Here is an 18,919-nt window from a genome sequence, read left to right on the forward strand (position 1 = left end):
GGCCGATTTCCAAAAAAATCATGAAATCGAACGACAGAAACAGAGCGCCATGAGCGCTGGCAAAGTGCGAAAGACTGGCACAGTGATGGCACCTTGACCACCCTGCCCTGTCTTGCGGCATCAAGAGACAGCTTTAACTCGTTGTAGTTCTTGGTTTTTCTTATAAATCTACAGCTCTGATATGCTTTCCGGCCTTTGGTCCGAGGTAGCACCATGCAACTCATCGATATCGGCGTCAACCTGACCAACCCCAGTTTTGCCGACAAACACCAGGCCGTACTCGACCGCGCGTATGCCGCGGGGGTCTGCCAATTGGTCCTGACCGGCACGAATGTCGAGGGCAGTGAACAGGCTCTTGAACTGTGCCAGCAACTGGACGAAACAGCTCAACGGCTGTTTGCCACGGCCGGCATTCACCCGCATGCGGCGACCGACTGGAACGCTGACAGCGCGCAGCGTTTGCGCAGTTTGCTCAGGGAGCCAAACGTGGTGGCCGTGGGCGAATGCGGGCTGGATTTCAATCGCGACTTCTCGCCGCGCCCACAGCAGGAAAAGGTCCTCGAAGAGCATCTGGCGATGGCGGTCGAGTTGCAGTTGCCGGTGTTCCTGCATGAACGCGATGCCAGTCAGCGACTGCTGGAAATCCTGCGTGATTACCGAGATCAATTGCCGGCCGCCGTCGTGCATTGCTTCACCGGCGAAAAGAAAGCCCTGTTCAGCTACCTCGATCTGGATCTGCACATCGGCATTACCGGCTGGATTTGCGACGAGCGCCGGGGCACGCACCTGCATCCGTTGGTGAAGGAAATCAAACGGGGCCGGTTGATGCTGGAAAGCGATGCGCCGTATCTGCTGCCACGCAGCTTGCGGCCCAAGCCGAAAAACGGTCGCAACGAGCCGGCGTATTTGACTGAAGTGTTGCGGGAGGTGGCGTTGCATCGTGGGGAGACGTTGGAGGATGTGGCTGATCACACCACTGCCTGTGCACGAGCGTTCTTCGGTTTGCCTTCAATCCCCCGATAATCACAATCCTCTGTGGGAGCGAGCCTGCTCGCGATAGCGGACTGTCTGACACATTAATGCTGAATGTGCCGACCCTATCGCGAGCAGGCTCGCTCCCACAGGGGGACGGTGATACATGTTGATCCACATCAAACACTGGGCTCCTGAGTAGCGGCACAATGATGGCACCTTGCCAATACTGTTTCCGCTATCAGAGAAGACCTCCATGGGTGCCTGGCTTAGCAACATCTCGCTGAAATACAAATTCTGGGCGGTCAATGCGGTCGCCTTCTTCACGACGCTGTTGCTGGTGTTGTACGCCGTACAGCTCGAACAACAGGCTCGCAGTCATGCCGCGCAGGCAAGCGCTCAGGCGCAGGCGCGATTGCTCGGCGCGTGGCCACCCGGCCAACCGCTGCCCAAGGCCGACAACCTGCTGACCTTCGGTCGCGGGCAAGCGCCGTTGCTGAACGATCAGCCGCTACTGGAACTGACGGATAGCCACGGCTGGGTCGAGATCAACTCAATGCCGCTGTTCGGCGATAACCCGTTAATGGGTGCCGAGGTGTTCACGCGTCCTGACGACCAGCACGTCGCGGTGATCGCCTTTGGCCCGAGCCTGAGCCAAATCTTCAATGAGCGCTTCGCCGCCTACGCAGTGGCCGTTTTTCTTCTGATGCTGGCAATGCTGGGCGCTTCGCAATTGTTGATCCGCTTCCTGCTGAGTCAGCTCAACACCTTGAAAGACGTGATGCTCCACGTCGAGAAAACCGGCGACCTGTCCGCCCGTGTACCGCTGGCCTGCAAGGATGAAGTCGGGCAGATGGCCAACGCCTTCAACGCGATGCAGGCCGGCTACCAGCGGGTGGTCAACACTGTCGCCAACACTGCGCGGCAACTGGATATCGGCGCCGCACGCCTGGCTTCGAGCATGAACGAAGTGCGCCAGGGCATGCTCGGCCAGCAAAGCGAAACCGATCAGGCGGCCACGGCGATCAATGAAATGACCGCCACCGTTTATCACATCGCCCAACACGCTGGCGCCACCCGCGACCTCTCGCAAACGGCAGACACGCTGGCGGGCAGTGGGCAGCAGGTGGTCAGTCGGGTGCAGAAGTCGATTGCCGGGTTGTCCAGCGGTGTGCAGCAGACGGCCGAAATGATTCAGCGCCTGGCCGAGGACAGCCAGAAAATCAACGGCGTGGTCAGCGTGATTCACAGCATTGCCGAGCAAACCAATTTGCTGGCCCTGAATGCGGCCATCGAAGCGGCACGTGCCGGTGAAATGGGTCGAGGCTTTGCGGTCGTCGCCGATGAAGTGCGCAATCTGGCCAAACGTGTACAGATCTCCACCGACGAGATCACCCTGATGGTGTCCGCCTTGCAGGCCGGGACTCGAGACGCGGTGGACTTCATGCAGGACAGCTCATTCAAGGCCGACGACTGTGTAAAACAGGCTCAAGAGGCCGGTGCCGCGCTGGCAGAGATTACCGGCGCTGTGGCGCAGATGCGTGAAAGCAATACGCAAATTGCGGTGGCGGCCGAAGAGCAAAGCCAGGTGGCGGAAGAGATGAATCGGGCGGTAGTGAGTATTCGCAATGTGACTGAAAATACCGTGCAGCAAACCATCAACTCAGCGACGACCAGTCATGAACTGGCGGCGCTGGCCGGGGAGTTGAGTAAGGCAATCGGACAGCTCAAGCTCTGAGGGCCCCATCGTCGGAACGCCGCCCGGAGCCGGCTCGCTCCCACATTTTCTATTCTTCAATCATAAGGTCAACCCGGATTGAGGAGTTTCAACATGGGCAAACGTCACCCCAACCTACCCGCCTGGCAATGGCGAGCGTACCCGAGCAATCATCAGCACCCGACCAACCTGGTGCTGCACCTGATAGCCGTGCCGCTGTTCATCGTCGCGTTTCTGCTGATTGTTTCCGGGGTGTTCAGCCTGAGCCTGGTGAACATCGCCATCGGTGTGGTCGGCCTGCTCGCTGCGCTGGGTCTGCAACGTCACGGTCACAGCCTGGAGGTGCAAGCCTCCGAGCCGTTCAGTGATCGCAAAGATGCGGTGTCACGCTTGCTGGTCGAGCAGTTCCTGACGTTCCCACGGTTTTTCCTGAGCGGCGGCTGGTGGCGCGCCTGGCGTGAGCGCCACCGTCGGCACTGATCAGGCGAAAATCGTTACCGTCTGCCGGCTGATGGCGATCAGCTGTCCGTCCGCGCTCCACAATTTCGCGGCCGCATGACCGTAGCCGTCTGCCGCATGCTCGGTTTCCACCCGGTATTTGCACCAGTCCAGCGTGCTTAACTCCAGCAACGGCTGGACGAATTCGATAGTCCAGGTCAGCGTGCTGCCCATCGCCGTTTTTTTCAGGTGCGGTAACAAGGACGGCGGCCAGGCGTCCACCAGCGCGAGGATATGCGACTCGGTGACGACCTCTTCCTTCACGTCCCCGCGCAAACGCACCCAACCGCCCATCTCGCGAGAGTTGTTGCCGGTAAACGGCATGCCACCGACAGCCCAACGCATCGCCAGATGCTGCATGAATTCCGGAATCACACCCGGGATGAAGGGCAACTCCTGGCACTCGTCCCAGTGCTTCATGTCGGGTGCTGGCTCGGCCATCACCGACACCTCAGAGGGGCGTGACGCACCGAAGCTTCCCTGGATCAACGTCACCACTTGTCCTTTCTGCATTGCCCGGCCCAGCACCTGGCTGACGGCTTTGCCTTCGCGCAACACATCGACTTCAAAGCTGACAGGTACTTCAGGCTCGACCGGTCCGACAAAGGTGATCGCCAGCGAACGCACCGGCCGGTCTGCCGGGACTTTTGCGCGCATGGCTTCGTATTGCAACGCCGCCACCAGGCCACCGAAACTGGCACGTCCCTGCGCCCATCCCGCCGGAATAGACAGCTCCAGCGGTTGCCGGCGGACGGCGTCGAGCAAATCGCAAAAACGCATGAAAACCTCAGAGACGGGAAAAAGTAGAGGGAGATCTTAACCAGCCAGCGACGTCGACACAGCACTTATTCCGGCCAAAAGCACTGACAGAAGAGCCGCGTCTGGTCGTGGAATACGAATCTTCATCCAACACCAACCCCATGTGGGAGCGAGCCTGCTCGCGAATGCGATGTGCCAGCCTACAGAGATGTCGACTGATACGACGCCTTCGCGAGCAGGCTCGCCCCCACAATTTGATCTGTGGTGATTTCAGGATTTGAAGCAAGTGGCGCTGAGTTTGTCGAGAACGCGGTCAGCGCGGCTTTCGGCATCGGCCAACGTGGTTTTCCAGACGGCGACACAAGGCAATAAATCTGGCTCTTCAACAGCTCTGGCCAGCCATTGCCAACTGTCGTGCCAATCACCCAAAGCGCCCTGAGCCGCTTTCAATCGGGCCAGGGCCGCCTTCGGCAAACGGTCCAGTTCGGGATAGGCTTCGATGCCATAGCGCACACGCTTGATCAACAGGCGCAAACGGTGACGGTCGTGGGCCGGATCGTGCAGTGCAACATCCAGTTTCTTCCACTGTTTGCCCAGGCGTTTTTCAATACGCTTTCGCAAGCCCTTGAGCAACCCCTGACGTTGGGAGGCGCGCAAGAAACGCGGAAAGGCATCGAAGATCATCATCAACTGCGCCAGCTCAGGACTCGCCGCCACCGCCGGATACGCCTGCGCCATCTGCGCCATGCGCCAATGCGCGGCTTCGGGCTGACCGTGCTCAAGCAAATACGCCGCCAGCACTTCGCGATCACGCAACGGCGTGGTCAGCTCGCCGACCCGGGCCGCCGCCACTTCGACCTGCTCGACGCCGGGCAGGCCGCGCAAGGGTCGCAACAGACTGCGCAAACGGCGAACCGTGGTGCGCAGCTCGTGCAATGCTTCAGGGTCAGTGCGGGCACTCAAACGTGCCTGACAGGCCAACAAGCGGACTTCAAGGCCCAGAACATGAGCCACCAACCGATCAACCAAATCAGACATTGCTTGCTCCCAGAATCGAGTGTCCCCTATTGATTACATCCTGCTTCAACGGCCGGCACGAGACTCACGAATATAGAAGCGCGCTTTCTCGGCCTTGCTGGTACAGCCTTCGTAAGCTTCGAATTGTTGCTGGGTCTTGGCGCCGGTCAGCAACGACAAGGCCTTGGAGTAGCTGACAGTCCCGGCGAAACCTTCGGCCTTGGCCAAGTCTAGCTCACGCCACGCGGCGTCAATCTGGCTACCGCAGCTCTCGCGGTAGGCCGTTTTGCCGGCACAACCGGCGAGCGCCAGAGCAATCAAAGGTACGCAAATCCAGGCTTTCATCAATACCACCTCAAGTTAGGTCAACAGTTGTGCAGGTAAGACGGCCCGGCAGGTGAAAAGTGCCTTGGCCGCACTAAGCAAAATCACTATAGCGTGCGCAAGAATAGCCATCTGCCGCCATGGAGTGTCGAAAAAACGACGCACCCGGCCCATCGAGCGAACTTGGCGATTGAAGCACGCCCCTCGATGGGTGCATTGTTGAACCTTGTCAGACGAGGGCGATTCATGAAAAAGCGTGTCGCACTGGTACTGGGCTCAGGTGGAGCCCGAGGTTATGCCCATATCGGTGTCATTGAAGAGCTCGAACGGCGTGGCTACGACATCGCCTGCATCGCCGGCTGTTCCATGGGGGCGGTGGTCGGCGGGATTTATGCCGCCGGCAAACTCGACGAGTATCGCGATTGGATCGAGAGCCTGGATTACCTCGATGTGTTGCGTCTGGTGGACGTCAGCTTTCGGCTTGGCGCCATTCGCGGTGAAAAGGTTTTCGGGCAGATCCGCAAGATCGTCGGCGAGATCAATATTGAAGACCTGCGCATTCCCTACACGGCCGTGGCCACGGACCTGACCAACCAGCAGGAAATCTGGTTCCAGGAAGGTTGCCTGCACCAGGCCATGCGCGCCTCGGCGGCGATCCCCAGCCTCTTCACTCCGGTGATGCAAGGCAACCGGATGTTGGTGGATGGCGGCATCCTCAACCCTTTGCCGATCGTGCCGGTGGTGTCGAGTCACTGCGACCTGATCATCGCGGTCAACCTTAACTCTACCAACCAGCGCCACTATCAAATGCCGGTTATCCAGCGCCCGGCGGCCTTCAAGAGCCGTTTCGACAACTTGATCAATTCACTGGGTTCGAAGATGCCGTTCCGACGCAATCAGGCGGAAAAATTGCTACTGCTGGAAAAGGAAGCATTGATGGCGGAAGCGGCCGAAATCAACCCTTGGGTCGAATCTGCCGACCCCGAAGCCCAGCAACCGGCCGCCGCCCCTGAACGTGATGGAGCGCCGAAGTCGGCCACGGGATCATTCATCATCGATAACGTTGGGCCGGCGTCTTTGCTGGACCTGATCAACCAGAGTTTCGAGGTGATGCAAACCTCGTTGGCGCAGTACAAGATCGCCGGGTATCCACCGGATATTTTGATCAACGTGCCAAAGCGGGTGTGCCGGTTTTTCGAGTTCTACAAGGCACCTGAGTTGATCGCGCTGGGTCGGGAGATTGCGCGGGATACGTTGGATCGGTATGAGAATGAGCGGGAGTCCTGAAGTTCTCGAGTGAATCGAAAGGCCTCTTCGCGAGCAGGCTCGCTCCCACAATGGATTTGTGTACGCCGTCCACTGTGGGAGTGAGCCTGCTCGCGATGAGGCCGGAACAGTCAGCAAAAAACTAAAGGCTTACTTCACTCAACAACCGATACCCAACCCCCGCCTCGGTCACGATAAACCGAGGCTGAGTCGGATCATCCGCCAGTTTCTGACGCAAATGCCCCACCACAATCCGCAGGTAATGACTGTCCTCGGTATGGGTCGGCCCCCAGATATCCTTGAGCAGTTGCTGCTGGGTAATGACCCGCCCCGGATGCCGCGCCAGTTGCGCCAGCACCGCGTACTCCTTGCGCGTCAGAGCCACTTCGACGCCATCGAGCAGCACCCGCCGATACGCCAGGTCCACGGTCAACGGGCCGAACGTCAGCGCCGCCTGCTGAGCTTCCCCCATTGGCGCCTGCCGCAACAAGGCGCGCACCCGCGCCAGAAACTCCTGAATGCCAAAGGGCTTGGTCACGTAGTCATTGGCGCCGCCATCCAGTGCTTCGACTTTCTGCCCTTCGCTCGCACGCACCGACAGCACCAGCACTGGCACTGTCGACCATTCGCGAAACTCGCGCAGCACTTGCTGGCCGTCCATGTCGGGTAAACCGAGGTCGAGCACCAGCAAATCCGGTTTGTTCAGCGCTGCTTGCGCGAGGCCTTCGGTGCCGGTGCCGGCCTCCAGCACTTTGTAGCCTTGGGAGACCAGGCTGATGCGCAGGAATTTGCGGATTTGCGGTTCGTCGTCGATGACCAAAACGGTCGCGGTCTGGCTCATGATTTCTGATCGCGGCATGGAAAGATCCAAAGGGTATCAGGCTTCACTTTCAAAGACAGGTTGCTCCTGCAGGGGTAAGTGAAGAGTGATGCAGGTCCCATGCCCTTCAATGCCGTCGGCGACGCTGATCCGCCCGCCGTGCGCACCGACCATGCCCTGGCAAATCGCCAACCCCAGTCCGGTGCCCTGCCCGCCCCGATCACCGCGCGCGGCGGTGTAGAACATGTCGAAAATCTTCGCCCGCTCCTCCTGCGGAATGCCTGGCCCTTCATCGCTCACCGAAAAAAACAGCTCGCGGTCATCGGCCCCGGCGCACAATTGCAGCCGCCCATGAGCCGGTGAAAATCGCGCGGCGTTTTCCAGCACGTTGACCAGCGCCTGTTCGATCAGCGCCGCGTGGACAAACAGCAGCGGTAACTCCGACGGCACATCAGTGCTGACCTGCAACGGCGCCAACACGGCGCGCAGTCGGTTGAGTGAACTGCCAACAATGTCGGCCGGCGACACCCAATCACGCGCCAGCTTCAACGCGCCGTGGCCCAGGCGGGTCATGTCCAACAGGTTCTGGATGTAGCGATCCAGGCGCTCGGCTTCGTCACGAGTACCTTCGAGCAACTCGCGGCGATCCTCCAGCGGGATGGCTTCACCGAGGGCCAACAGGCTGTCGATGCTGCCGCGCATCGACGTCAGCGGTGTGCGCAAGTCATGGGACACCGAGGCTAACAGCGCGCTGCGCAGTTGCTCGGTTTCACCGTGCAGTCGCGCCGCTTCAAGGTCTTCGGCCAGTTGTGCACGGGCCAGCGCCTGGGCCAGCGGCTGGCTCAACGCGGTCAACAGACGCCGACGCTGGCCGCTTAACGTCTGGCCTTCTTTAGCGCACACGCCGAGCAATGCCAGTGGCCCGTCTTCCACCGATAACGGCCACCACCACCAACGCCCCAACGGCAGCGTATCGGTGCCCGCCCCCGCCGGTTGGTCGTGTTGCCAGGCCCAATCGGCGGCCGCCCGTTCGGCTTCGGAAAACTCCAGCGGGCCGCCGGTTTCGACCTTCCAGCCACCCTGCCCGTCTTGATTGAGCAGGCACAGTTGCAAGTCACTCCAGCCATTGAGGTGCTGGGCGGCGGCACTGACCACGGCTTGACGGTCGGTGGCTGCTGTCAGTTTGCGCGACAGGTCGAGCAGTTCGCTGGTCTCTTCCTGAGTGTCACGTAGCGCCTGTAACTGCCGCCTTTGCCGGGCCGCGAGGTTGCCGGTGAGTGCCGCCATCAGCAGGAAGAACAGCAGGGTCAGCACGTCTTCTTCGCGCTGGATGGCGAAGGAAAAATTCGGCGGAATGAACAGGAAGTCATAGGTCAGAAACGACAGCGCCGCACAGGCCAGTGCCGGGCCAAGACTGCTGCGTACCGCCACCAGCAACACGGCGGCGAGGAACACCAACGAGATGTTGGGCAGCGGCAAAATACTCGCCACGCCCCAGGCCAAGGCACTGGCCAACACCGTCGCCACTGCCGCCAGCGCGTAATCGAACCACACCAGCGACTGTGTCGAACGCTGGCGCGGTTGATGCGGCAGGTGATCGCTGTCGAGGACGTTGATTTCCAGCCCGCGCGCATCACGCAGCAGGCGTGATGCCAAGCCACCGCCGAACAAGCGCCGACGCAGACGCTGCCGGGACTGGCCAACCAGCACAAGACTGGCGCGGCGTTCGGCGGCGTGCTGGATCAGTGTTTTCGCGACTTCGCCAGCGCGCAACAACACTATTTCGCCACCGAGGCGTTCGGCCAATTGTTGGGCACTCTGCAGGCGCAGCCGCGATTGCTCGTCACGCACGCTGCCGTTATCAACATGCACCAGGCTCCACGGCAAATGCCGACGCTGGGCGACACGACTGGCGTGACGCACCAGACGCTCGGCCTGAGCATCGCCATCGACACCGACCAGCAGGCGACCGCGCACCGCTGGCGCCGCTTGACCGAGTTGGCGATACCCCTGAGCCAGGTCATTGTCGACTTGAGCGGCGGCGGTTTGCATCGCCATCTCGCGCAGGGCGGTCAGATTGGTCTGGGTGAAAAACGCGTCGATGGCCGCCCGCGCCTGCTCCGGCACGTAGACCTTGCCGTCGCGTAAACGCTCTAGCAGTTCGCGCGGTGGCAGGTCGATCAGCAGCAGTTCGTAGGCTTCTTGCAGCACCCAGTCCGGCAGGGTTTCCCGAACCTGCACACCGGTGATGCCGCGCACTTGATCATTGAGACTTTCCAGGTGCTGGACGTTGACCGTGGTGAAGACGTCGATGCCGGCGGCGAGCAATTCCTGGATGTCTTGCCAGCGCTTGGCGTGGCGACTGCCGGGGGCGTTGCTGTGGGCCAGTTCGTCCACCAGCACCAGTTTCGGTTTGGCTGCCAGCAAGCCGTCGAGGTCCATTTCTTCGAGCATCACGCCACGGTATTCCGAGCGCACCAATGGCTGTTGCGGCAAGCCACCGAGCAGCGCTTCGGTTTCGGCGCGGCCATGGGTTTCGACCACACCGGCGATGACTTTCACGCCCTGGCGCAGTTGAGTGTGAGCGGCTTGCAACATGGCGTAGGTTTTGCCGACACCGGGCGCTGCGCCGAGGAAAACCTTGAGTCGGCCACGACCATCGCGGGGCAGGTCTGCTAACAGCGCGTCGGCGCGGCCGGAGTCACTCATGCTGAAGCTCTCTTTTTTCAGGTGTTGATGTGGTGTCTGTGAGGCCGTCTTCGCGAGCAGGCTCGCTCCCACATTTTGGAATACATTCTCCTGTGGGAGCGAGCCTGCTCGCGATTGGTGGCACCATCGATCTACAGGTGTTCCAGCGCGATATTCAGCGCCAGCACATTCACCACCGGCGGTCCCACCAACGGCTGCTCAATGTGTGCATCCAGCAATTGCTGAAGGGTCGCCACCGGCAGATTGCGCGCGGCGGCCACTCTCGCCAGTTGATAGGCAATCGCCGCCGGTGGCAAGTGCGGATCGAGCCCGCTGCCCGAGGTGGTCACCAGGGCAAGTGGCACTGGCCCTTGCCCCGGCACCAGCAATTTGTTGGCATCGTCGATTACCCGAGTGGCCAGCGCCGGGTTGCTCGGCGACAGGTTGCTCGCGCTGCTCGACACGGTGGCAAAAGCACCGGCCGATGGTCGTGGATGGAACCAGGCGTCACCGACGAAATCCTGGGCAATCAGCGACGAACCACGGACCTTGCCGTCGGCATCGCGCACCAGACTGCCATTGGCTTGATCCGGGAACGCGATCTGGGCGACACCGGTGACGACCAAGGGGTAGGCGACACCGGTGATCAGGGTCATCAGGACCAGCAGGCTCAAGGCCGGACGTATCATTGTGGACATTTCAAAATCCTCGAATTCGGATAACAAATATCAGGTGCATCGTGTTGGATTCATCGCGAGCAAGCTTTGCTCCTACGGGTTGGTGTCGTACACAGGCCTGGGGAGCACCTCAAACCCCGTTGGAGCAAGGCTTGCCCGCGATCGAGCGCGAAGCGCTCGCCAGGGTTAAACCAGATGCAGCGCCGTCAACAGCATGTCGATCGCCTTGATGCCCACGAACGGCACCAGAATCCCGCCCAATCCATAGATCAACAGATTGCGTCGCAGCAGCGCCGCCGCACTCGCGGCCTGTACTCGCACGCCGCGCAAGGCCAGTGGAATCAGCACCACGATAATCAAGGCGTTGAAGACGATGGCCGACAGAATCGCGCTCTGCGGACTGGTCAGGTGCATGACGTTCAGCACGCCCAGTTGCGGGTAGATCGAAGCGAAAAGCGCCGGCAAAATCGCGAAGTATTTGGCCACGTCGTTAGCGATGGAAAAGGTCGTCAACGCACCTCGCGTCACCAGCAATTCCTTGCCGATCTGCACCACGTCCAGAAGCTTGGTCGGGTCGCTGTCGAGGTCGACCATGTTCGCCGCTTCGCGCGCCGCTTGAGTTCCGTCGTTCATCGCCATGCCGACGTCCGCCTGGGCCAACGCCGGGGCGTCGTTGGCGCCGTCGCCGCACATGGCGACCAGGCGCCCGTCGTTTTGCTCGTGACGGATGCGCGCCAGTTTTTTCTCCGGTGTGGCTTCGGCCAGCACGTCATCGACGCCCGCTTCGGCGGCAATCGCGGCGGCGGTCAGCGGGTTGTCGCCGGTCACCATGACCGTGCGAATCCCCAGTTTGCGCAGCTCGGCGAAACGTTCACGGATGCCGGGTTTGACCACGTCCTTGAGGTGAATCACGCCGAGCAATTTGCCGTCGGCGCAGACCAGTAACGGGGTGCCGCCACTCTGAGCAATTTTGTCGATTTCCCGGGACAGCGGCGCGGCCAGGTCGGCGCGTTTCAGGCCGACGAAGGCCAGCAATGAATCCACCGCACCTTTGCGATACACGCGACCCTGGTAGTCGACACCGGACAGACGGGTTTCAGCGCTGAACGGTACCGCCGTCAGCAACTCGGTGGCGGGCTCAGGTTGTGGTTGAGTCCCACGCAGGTACTCGACGATGGATTTACCTTCAGCCGTGTCATCAGCCAGCGAGGCGAACAAGGCACCCTCGGCCAGTTCTCTGGCGGTGACGCCCGGTGCCGCATGAACTGCGGTGCAACGACGGTTACCGAAGGTGATGGTGCCAGTCTTGTCCAGCAGCAGAACATGCACGTCCCCCGCCGCTTCCACGGCTCGACCGGACTTGGCGATCACGTTCAACCGCACCAGACGGTCCATCCCGGCGATCCCGATGGCGGACAACAAACCGCCAATGGTGGTCGGAATCAACGTGACCAGTAACGCCACCAGGAACACCAGTGGCAGGCTGCCGTTGGCGAAGTGAGCGAACGGTTGCAAGGTGACGACCACCAGCAAAAAGATCAGGGTCAAGCCGATCAGCAGGATGTCGAGCGCGACTTCGTTCGGGGTTTTCTGGCGCTTGGCGCCTTCGACCAAGGCGATCATGCGGTCCAGTGTCGACTCGCCTGGGTTGGCAGTGATCTTCACCAGCAGCCAGTCGGAGACCAATCGCGTGTTGCCGGTGACGGCCGAACGGTCGCCCCCGGATTCACGAATCACCGGCGCGGATTCACCGGTAATCGCTGCTTCGTTGACTGCGGCGATCCCTTCAATCACCTCGCCATCACCGGGAATCATTTCCCCCGCTTCAACGCGAACCACATCGCCCTTACGCAGGGTGGTGGCCGGCACCAACTGGAAGGTGCCGCTGGTGGTTTGGCGACGGGCGCTCAAGCCTTCACTGCCAGCCTTGAGGCTGTCGGCGCGAGCCTTGCCGCGACCTTCGGCCAAGGCTTCGGCGAAGTTGGCGAACAGCACGGTGAACCACAGCCACAAAGCGATTTGCGCGGCGACAAAAGTCGGCACGGCGCTGTCGGGAATGAAGCACAGCACGGTGGTCAGGATGGCGGTCAGTTCGACCACCAGCATCACCGGCGCACGCTGCAATTGCCGAGGGTCGAGCTTGACGAAGGCTTGCACCAGCGCCGGGCGCCAGAGGGCCGAGATCGCGGTTTTCGGTTGTTCCGGCGCCTTGACGACGGCGGTTTTGGTTACGGGCATATTCATCATTGATTCCTCAGAAGCCCATGCTCAAGTGTTCAGCGATCGGACCCAGCGCCAGGGTTGGCAGGAAGGTCAAACCACCCACGAGCAAAATGGTCACGGTCAGCAAAGTCACAAACAGCGGGCCATGGGTCGGGAAACTGTTCTGGCCGATCGGTGCGGTTTTCTTCATCGCCAGGCTGCCGGCCAACGCCAGTACCGGGAGGATGTAACCGAAGCGACCGATCAACATGCCAAGCCCCAGCATCAGGTTGTGGAACGGCGTGTTTGCACTGAAGCCACCGAACGCAGAACCGTTGTTGGCACTGGCCGAGGTATAGGCGTAGAGCAGTTGGCTGAAGCCATGTGGTCCAGGGTTGCTGACTGACGCCACCGGCCCGGGCAGGACCGAAGCAATCGCGCCGAGCACCAGCACACCGACCGGCATCACCAGCAAGGTCATCACCAGCAATTGCACTTCTTTGGCTTGCAGCTTTTTGCCGAGGTATTCCGGCGTGCGGCCGATCATCAGGCCGGCGAGGAACACCGCGATCAACACGTTCAGCAGCATGCCGTAGAGCCCGGCACCGACGCCGCCGAAGATCACTTCGCCGACCATCATGTTGACCAGCGCGACCATGCCGCTCAGCGGGTTGAGGCTGTCATGCATGCCGTTGACCGAACCGTTGGACGCGGCCGTGGTGGTCACCGACCAGAGCACCGTGGCGGTGGTGCCGAAACGCGTTTCCTTGCCTTCCAGCGGCGCGGTCTGTTCAACAGCGATGTTGTTCAGCGCCGGGTTAGGTTGGTACTCGGCCCATAGCGACGTCGCGCCGCCAATCAGGAACAAGGCCAGCATGCAGGCGATGATCGCGCGGCTCTGACGCAGGTCTTTGACGTAGTGGCCGAAGGTGAACACCAGCGCGACCGGGATCAGGATGATCGAGCCTACTTCGAACAGGTTGCTCCACGCCGTCGGGTTCTCGAACGGGTGCGCCGAGTTGACGCCGAAGAAGCCGCCACCGTTGGTGCCCAGTTGCTTGATCGCAATCTGGCTGGCGGCCGGGCCGAGCGGGATCACCTGATCGACGCCCTGCATGGTCACGGCATTCACGTATTGGGCGAAGGTTTGTGGCACGCCCTGCCAGACCAGATACAGCGCCAGTAGCAGGCACAGCGGCAGCAAACCGTAGAGGGTGGCGCGGGTCATATCGACCCAGAAATTACCGAGGGTCTTGGTCGACTTGCGACCGATACCGCGACACAGCGCAACCAATACCGCCAGGCCGGTGGCGGCGCTGACGAAGTTTTGCACGGTGAGGCCAGCCATCTGACTCAAGTAGCTCAGCGACGCCTCACCGCTATACGCCTGCCAGTTGGTGTTAGTCATGAAACTGATGGCGGTGTTGAATGCCAGTGTCCACTCCTGACCCGGCAGGTTTTGCGGGTTCAGCGGCAGGTGATCCTGGAACAACAGGATCGCGAACAACAGCAAGAAGCCCGCGAGGTTGAAGGCGAGCAAGGCCAGGGTGTATTTCTGCCAGCTCTGTTCGGCCAGCGGATCAACGCCGGCCACGCGATAACAGCCGCGTTCCACCGGCCCGAGGATCGGCGAAAGCCAAGTGCGCTGACCTTCCATCACCTTGTAGTAGAAACGACCCAGAAACGGTGCCGGAATCAGCACCAGGGCGAAGAAGGCGAGGATCAGCCAATAGTCATAACTGTGCATAGCCGCTCCTAGTTCCGGTCCGCGCGCAACAGCGCAACCAACAGATAAATGAACAGCCCCACTGCCAGTAGCAGCGACACTCCGTCCAGAACGCTCATGGAAGTTCTCCGTGTTACGGCGTATTGCCGCGTGTGGAGTCATTGTCGGCAGGGAGGCTGTAAAGGAACGAGACCGAGGGTGCGGGCGGGGCATAAAGAAAGCGTAAAGAGTGGGTTTATGGCGGCGTTACAGCTTGGTTTTTGTGTCGTCCTGGCGGGCCTCTTCGACTTGCCCGCGAAGGCGGCAGTACAGGCACCCATGCCCCCAACTGATGCACAAAATGCGGGCATCCCGCAGCGAACATCCCCGATACGACGTGTTTTTACGCTTTACGACTGCTATCACAACACTGGCACGCCCACTGCACACGCCCTCCTCCCGAGCATTCCAAACCGTTCAGGGAGCAACTGCATGAACACACAACTCAAACCCACACTTGGCACGTTGCACCTGTGGGGCATTGCCGTTGGGTTAGTGATTTCCGGTGAGTATTTCGGCTGGAGTTACGGCTGGGGCGTCGCGGGCACATTGGGCTTTCTGGTGACCTCGTTTATGGTCGCCACCATGTACACCTGCTTCATCTTCAGCTTCACCGAACTGACCACGGCGATTCCCCATGCCGGCGGTCCCTTTGCCTACAGTCGCCGCGCGTTTGGCGAAAAAGGCGGGCTGATCGCCGGGTTGGCGACACTGATCGAATTCGTCTTCGCGCCGCCAGCGATTGCCCTGGCGATTGGTGCCTACCTGAACGTGCAGTTTCCCGCTCTCGATCCAAAACACGCGGCGGTCGGTGCCTACATCGTGTTCATGGGCCTGAACATTCTCGGGGTGAAACTCGCAGCGACGTTCGAATTGGTAGTTTGCGTACTGGCCGTGGCCGAACTGTTGGTGTTCATGGGCGTGGTTGCACCAGCGTTCAGCTTCAGCAACTTCGCATTGAATGGCTGGGCCGGTTCCGATGTATTCGGTGCCCCGGCGATCGCCGGGATGTTCGCGGCCATTCCGTTCGCCATCTGGTTCTTCCTCGCCATCGAAGGGGCCGCCATGGCCGCCGAAGAAGCCAAGGACCCGAAACGGACGATTCCCAAAGCGTACATCAGCGGGATTCTGACTCTGGTATTGCTGGCTATGGGCGTGATGTTCTTTGCTGGCGGCGTGGGCGACTGGCGCACCCTGTCGAACATCAACGACCCACTGCCCCAAGCGATGAAAACCGTGGTCGGCGAAAGCTCCGGGTGGCTGCACATGCTGGTGTGGATCGGCCTGTTCGGCCTGGTGGCGAGTTTCCACGGAATTATTCTCGGCTACTCGCGGCAGTTCTTCGCGCTGGCCCGGGCCGGTTATCTGCCGGCCTCCCTGGCCAAACTGTCGCGCTTCCAGACGCCGCACCGGGCAATCATTGTTGGCGGTGTGATCGGTATCGCGGCGATTTACAGTGACGGCTTGATCAACCTCGGCGGTATGACGTTGACAGCGGCAATGATCACCATGGCGGTGTTCGGCGCGATCGTGATGTACATCATGAGCATGCTCAGCCTGTTCAAACTGCGTAAAACCGAACCGAACCTGGAGCGCACTTTCCGTGCGCCGTGCTATCCGCTGGTGCCGATGATCGCGCTGGTACTGGCGGTGGTGTGCCTCGTGGCGATGGCCTGGTTCAACACCTTGATCGGGCTGATCTTTCTCGGCTTTATGGCGGTGGGTTTCGTGTACTTCCTGCTGACCGCGCAGTTGCGCGCCGATGCACCGGCGGACGCGATGTTGACCGGGCTATAAACAGCTCAGGTGCGTTTGGCCTATCAGGCATAGAATGGAACCACTGCGAAAACCCATCGCTCAAAGTGGTATGCACGATCGATTGGCGAACTCCGTCAATCGGCCTGCCCTCAAGGAGAGCCCTATGCCCTGGTATGCCTGGTTGATTCTGGTCGTTGCAATCGGCTCGATTGTTGGCGGTTTGATGATGTTGCGCGACACCGCCAACAAGGTCGAACTGACCGATGAGCAACGTAAACGCGTCGCTGAACGCAATGCGGAAATGGATGCCAAGGAAGCGAAGGACCGCTAACCCAATAACCCTGTCATTCTCAGTGAATGACAGGGTTTTGTTTATCTAGCGTTGTAGGCAAACACCTGATTTTTCTCCACCAGCGTCATGTCGGCCAAGGACTTTCCCTTGCTGATGTACTTCGCCTCATGATTGCTCAATAAACTTTGGTAAAGGAGTAGTCATTATTTTTGACAAGTCATTGACGCTTTTAGAGCACCGTTAGACGCATCTGCATGCTTTTTAGAAGTAGAAGTACAATCACCATCCCATTTTCATTGGTTAAGATGGCGCATTGTTGCGGAGATTTCAGATGCGTTACTCGCAGGACCATAAAGCCCAGACCCACAAGCGCATCATCAAGGAAGCTTCAGCGCGATTCCGTCGGGACGGTATTGGGGCGACTGGCTTGCAACCGTTGATGAAAGCGCTGGGGCTGACCCACGGAGGCTTTTACTCGCACTTCAAGTCCAAAGACGAACTGGTTGAAAAGGCGTTGCAAGCGGCTGGCGATCAGCTCGAAGCGTTGTGTGCCGAGCTGTTCGCCCAGGATCGCCCACTGGATGCCTTCATCGACGCTTATTTGTCCGAATGGCACCAGACCTCACCTCATGAAGGTTGCCCGTTGCCAACCATGTCATCAGAACTTGGTTTGCGCGGGCAGCCAAGCCCGACCTCGGACGCAGTGTTGAACGCACGGCTCCAACAAATAGAAGACACCCTTGCAGACGAGGATGCCGCGGACCAGAGCATCGTCATCATGTCCGCACTGGTCGGCGCATTGCTGCTCTCGCGCAGTGTCGAGAATCCTGAACTGGCCCAGCGGATTCTCGACGTGACACGCGCGTTTCTTAAACAACCCCGGACTAATCCTGCCAGCGCTTGAACAGCACGCTGGCATTGACACCGCCAAACCCAAAGCCGTTGGACAGCGCATACTCGATAGCCATTGGCCGCGCTTGACCGTGGACGATGTCCACGCCTTGTGCCGCTGGGTCCGGATTATCGAAATTCAGAGTGGCCGGCACAATCTGATCGCGAATCGCCAACAGCGTGAAGATCGCCTCAATCCCGCCGGCCGCACCGAGCAAATGCCCTGTCGCCGATTTGGTCGACGTCACCGCCACCTTGTTGTCTGTACCGAACAACGACTTGATAGCGGCTAACTCGCCGAGGTCGCCAACCGGCGTCGACGTAGCGTGCGCATTGAGATGTTGTACCTGAGCCGCTGAAATACCAGCCTGCGCCAATGCCAACGACATCGCCCGGCGCGCACCGCTGCCATCTTCGGGGCCCGCGGTCAGGTGAAAGGCGTCAGCACTGGTGCCATAGCCGACCAGTTCGGCTAAAGGATGAGCCCCGCGCGCCAAGGCATGCTCCAGTGATTCAATCACCAGAATCCCCGCACCCTCCCCCATCACAAAGCCGTCGCGATCACTGTCAAACGGCCGAGAAGCCCGCTCAGGGGTTTCGTTGTAACCACTGGACAAGGCACGCGCAGCCGCGAACCCGGCCAGGCTGACCCGATCGATCGCTGCCTCAGCGCCGCCACACACGGCAATATCCGCTTCGCCGCAACGAATCAGCCGCGCCGCATCACCAATTGCTTGCACCCCGGCCGCACACGCCGTAACCGGAGCGCCCAACGGACCCTTGAATCCGTACTGGATCGACACATGACCCGCCGCGAGATTGACCAGGAACGACGGAATAGTGAAGGGCGACAGTCGCCGAGGTCCACGGCTGTCGGTGGTGCGTACCGCATCGGCAATCGCGCCGAACCCACCGACCCCAGAACCGATAATGGTTGCCGTGCGTTCCTGGGCTTGCGGGTCCAGTGCTTGCCAACCGGCCTGCTCCAACGCCTGTCGCGCGGCCTCCATGGCAAACAGAATGAAGCGGTCCATCTTCTTCTGCTCTTTGGGTGGCGTTGCTCGATCCGGGTCAAAACCCGCCTCGGGATCTTCCGCCACGGAGAGTACAGCGCCGCCAACCTTGGCCGGCAGATCCGCGACCACCTCTTCAGGTAAATTACGCAACCCGGAACGCCCGGCCAGCAAACGCTCCCAGACAGCTTCAACACCGCTACCCAGCGGAGACACCAGGCCCATGCCGGTGACAACTACTCGACGATCACTCATGTCGC

At 60.4% G+C, this 18,919-nt stretch carries 17 protein-coding genes; 7 read left to right on the forward strand and 10 right to left on the reverse strand.

Annotated features, from left to right (window positions below):
- The first annotated feature begins 213 nt into the window (after positions 1-213).
- The 3 genes from AC1DWM_RS10245 to AC1DWM_RS10255 all read left to right on the forward strand — a co-directional run bounded on the left by AC1DWM_RS10245 (position 214) and on the right by AC1DWM_RS10255 (position 3,169).
- Entirely contained in the window at positions 214-1,023 is an 810-nt protein-coding gene (locus tag AC1DWM_RS10245) for a TatD family hydrolase (RefSeq protein WP_223519154.1), read from the forward strand.
- A 205-nt stretch (positions 1,024-1,228) separates the two neighbouring features.
- Positions 1,229-2,710: a methyl-accepting chemotaxis protein gene (locus AC1DWM_RS10250; protein WP_477795133.1), complete on the forward strand. Its 1,482-nt coding sequence runs from the start codon at positions 1,229-1,231 to the stop codon at positions 2,708-2,710.
- Between the two features lie 93 nt (positions 2,711-2,803).
- The gene (locus AC1DWM_RS10255) at positions 2,804-3,169 is read left to right on the forward strand and encodes an Mpo1-like protein (protein WP_223519150.1); all 366 of its coding nucleotides are present in this window, start codon (positions 2,804-2,806) and stop codon (positions 3,167-3,169) included.
- On the opposite strand, the gene AC1DWM_RS10260 is transcribed toward AC1DWM_RS10255, so the two are convergent.
- The 3 genes from AC1DWM_RS10260 to AC1DWM_RS10270 form a co-directional block, all read right to left on the reverse strand.
- Positions 3,170-3,967, reverse strand: coding sequence for an acyl-CoA thioesterase (locus tag AC1DWM_RS10260; RefSeq protein WP_223519148.1), 798 nt, complete (start codon positions 3,965-3,967; stop codon positions 3,170-3,172). It lies immediately after the preceding gene.
- Between the two features lie 249 nt (positions 3,968-4,216).
- Positions 4,217-4,984, reverse strand: coding sequence for a CHAD domain-containing protein (locus AC1DWM_RS10265; RefSeq protein ID WP_223519146.1), 768 nt, complete (start codon positions 4,982-4,984; stop codon positions 4,217-4,219).
- Between the two features lie 45 nt (positions 4,985-5,029).
- On the reverse strand, positions 5,030-5,308 hold the full coding sequence (locus AC1DWM_RS10270; RefSeq protein WP_223519144.1) for a hypothetical protein: 279 nt from the start codon (positions 5,306-5,308) through the stop codon (positions 5,030-5,032).
- A 225-nt stretch (positions 5,309-5,533) separates the two neighbouring features.
- On the opposite strand from AC1DWM_RS10270, the gene AC1DWM_RS10275 reads away from it, so the two are divergent.
- A complete protein-coding gene (locus AC1DWM_RS10275) occupies positions 5,534-6,574 on the forward strand; it encodes a patatin-like phospholipase family protein (protein ID WP_223519142.1) in 1,041 nt (346 codons plus the stop codon).
- 121 nt (positions 6,575-6,695) lie between these two features.
- Here AC1DWM_RS10275 and AC1DWM_RS10280 read toward each other — a convergent pair whose 3' ends face one another.
- The 6 genes from AC1DWM_RS10280 to kdpF all read right to left on the reverse strand — a co-directional run bounded on the left by AC1DWM_RS10280 (position 6,696) and on the right by kdpF (position 14,785).
- Positions 6,696-7,394 carry a response regulator gene (locus AC1DWM_RS10280; protein WP_223519357.1) on the reverse strand — a complete coding sequence of 233 codons (699 nt, stop codon included), beginning with the start codon at positions 7,392-7,394 and terminating at the stop codon, positions 6,696-6,698.
- Positions 7,395-7,430: 36 nt separating this feature from the next.
- On the reverse strand, positions 7,431-10,082 hold the full coding sequence (locus AC1DWM_RS10285) for a DUF4118 domain-containing protein (RefSeq protein ID WP_477795134.1): 2,652 nt from the start codon (positions 10,080-10,082) through the stop codon (positions 7,431-7,433).
- A 131-nt stretch (positions 10,083-10,213) separates the two neighbouring features.
- A complete protein-coding gene (kdpC, locus tag AC1DWM_RS10290; RefSeq protein ID WP_223519138.1) occupies positions 10,214-10,759 on the reverse strand; it encodes a potassium-transporting ATPase subunit KdpC in 546 nt (181 codons plus the stop codon).
- Positions 10,760-10,924: 165 nt separating this feature from the next.
- Positions 10,925-12,982 (reverse strand): potassium-transporting ATPase subunit KdpB, encoded by a 2,058-nt coding sequence (gene kdpB / locus AC1DWM_RS10295; protein WP_477795135.1) that lies wholly within the window; start codon positions 12,980-12,982, stop codon positions 10,925-10,927.
- Positions 12,983-12,992: 10 nt separating this feature from the next.
- Complete coding sequence (gene kdpA / locus AC1DWM_RS10300) at positions 12,993-14,687, reverse strand: potassium-transporting ATPase subunit KdpA (RefSeq protein WP_223519134.1); 1,695 nt, start codon at positions 14,685-14,687, stop codon at positions 12,993-12,995.
- An 8-nt stretch (positions 14,688-14,695) separates the two neighbouring features.
- Entirely contained in the window at positions 14,696-14,785 is a 90-nt protein-coding gene (kdpF, locus tag AC1DWM_RS10305; protein ID WP_007899818.1) for a K(+)-transporting ATPase subunit F, read from the reverse strand.
- Between the two features lie 352 nt (positions 14,786-15,137).
- Here kdpF and eat point away from each other — a divergent pair, with 352 nt between their 5' ends.
- The 3 genes from eat (at position 15,138) to AC1DWM_RS10320 (ending at position 17,659) form a co-directional block, all read left to right on the forward strand.
- Positions 15,138-16,502, forward strand: coding sequence for an ethanolamine permease (gene eat, locus AC1DWM_RS10310; RefSeq protein ID WP_223519132.1), 1,365 nt, complete (start codon positions 15,138-15,140; stop codon positions 16,500-16,502).
- A 124-nt stretch (positions 16,503-16,626) separates the two neighbouring features.
- The gene (locus AC1DWM_RS10315) at positions 16,627-16,794 is read left to right on the forward strand and encodes a DUF2897 family protein (RefSeq protein WP_008017828.1); all 168 of its coding nucleotides are present in this window, start codon (positions 16,627-16,629) and stop codon (positions 16,792-16,794) included.
- Between the two features lie 292 nt (positions 16,795-17,086).
- On the forward strand, positions 17,087-17,659 hold the full coding sequence (locus tag AC1DWM_RS10320) for a TetR/AcrR family transcriptional regulator (protein WP_477795136.1): 573 nt from the start codon (positions 17,087-17,089) through the stop codon (positions 17,657-17,659).
- Here AC1DWM_RS10320 and fabF read toward each other — a convergent pair.
- Complete coding sequence (fabF, locus tag AC1DWM_RS10325) at positions 17,640-18,914, reverse strand: beta-ketoacyl-ACP synthase II (protein ID WP_223519128.1); 1,275 nt, start codon at positions 18,912-18,914, stop codon at positions 17,640-17,642. The genes AC1DWM_RS10320 and fabF overlap by 20 nt on opposite strands.
- Between the last annotated feature and the right edge of the window lie 5 nt (positions 18,915-18,919).

Source organism: Pseudomonas sp. P4_C8, assembly GCF_056401975.1.